Here is an 806-nt window from a genome sequence, read left to right as displayed (position 1 = left end):
CCCGTATATTTCGCAATTTAGCGATAATCTCTTCTTTCAAGCGTCCCCGCAGTTGAAATAAGACACATGGATCTTCACTAAAGCGATCGCCTAACATATAATAAACTGCACCAATATGCTTACAGGGGTTAGCCGGATCTGGACAACAGAGCGCGAGAATGTACTTCATCCAAATTCAAAGGAAATAGCCGCCAGCCATTTTTAGCAAATACATCCTCAATATTGTAAGGCATTTCCCCCGCTAACAACTTCGCCGAAAAAATCGCCTGCTGGGATAATGTTTCAATCACATATCCCCATTCTTCCTCCGTAAAAGCATCTAACCACAATTCCACCTGATAAGGTTCCGCTTGCGTCCCTTGAACTTGCGCCAGAACCCGCTGACCAGTAAATTCAATATTGAGAACATTACCCTGTCTCGCATAATTTCTCGCCCTTTCCAATCGTTTCTTAAACCGATAGCGATTCAGAATGTCTAACCATTGCTGGGTCCACCATTCCTGATTATTTTCTATATGGTAATCTGCCATAATTGGGAACCCCAAAAAATATCGTTTTATTCATTATAGACAACCAGTGAGGGTTGACAACAGCCGGGAACTCATGATAAGATATTGACATATCGTTTCATAATAAGAATATATGCAGCAGCCAAAAAAATGCAACTATTCCCATTATCTAAAGTATAGCGCAGACCCCCCAAAAAGGCAACCCCACCCCCCCAAAAAAAATTTTTTCGCAACATTTCTTAATTTTTTGTTACAAAAGTTAACATAATGACCTAGTGATGGCGATAATGCGATCGC

Annotated in this window: 1 pseudogene; it reads right to left on the bottom strand. The window is 40.9% G+C overall.

What is annotated here, in order from left to right:
* Positions 1-530 (bottom strand): annotated as a pseudogene (locus tag P5683_RS25425) (hypothetical protein); the annotation flags it as partial.
* Positions 531-806: the final 276 nt, after the last annotated feature.

Origin of the sequence: Limnospira sp. PMC 1279.21, from assembly GCF_032349615.1 — a bacterium.
Lineage (GTDB): Bacteria > Cyanobacteriota > Cyanobacteriia > Cyanobacteriales > Microcoleaceae > Limnospira > Limnospira fusiformis.
Note: the sequence above shows the minus strand (reverse complement) of the source record. Positions and strands in the feature narration are given on the sequence as shown.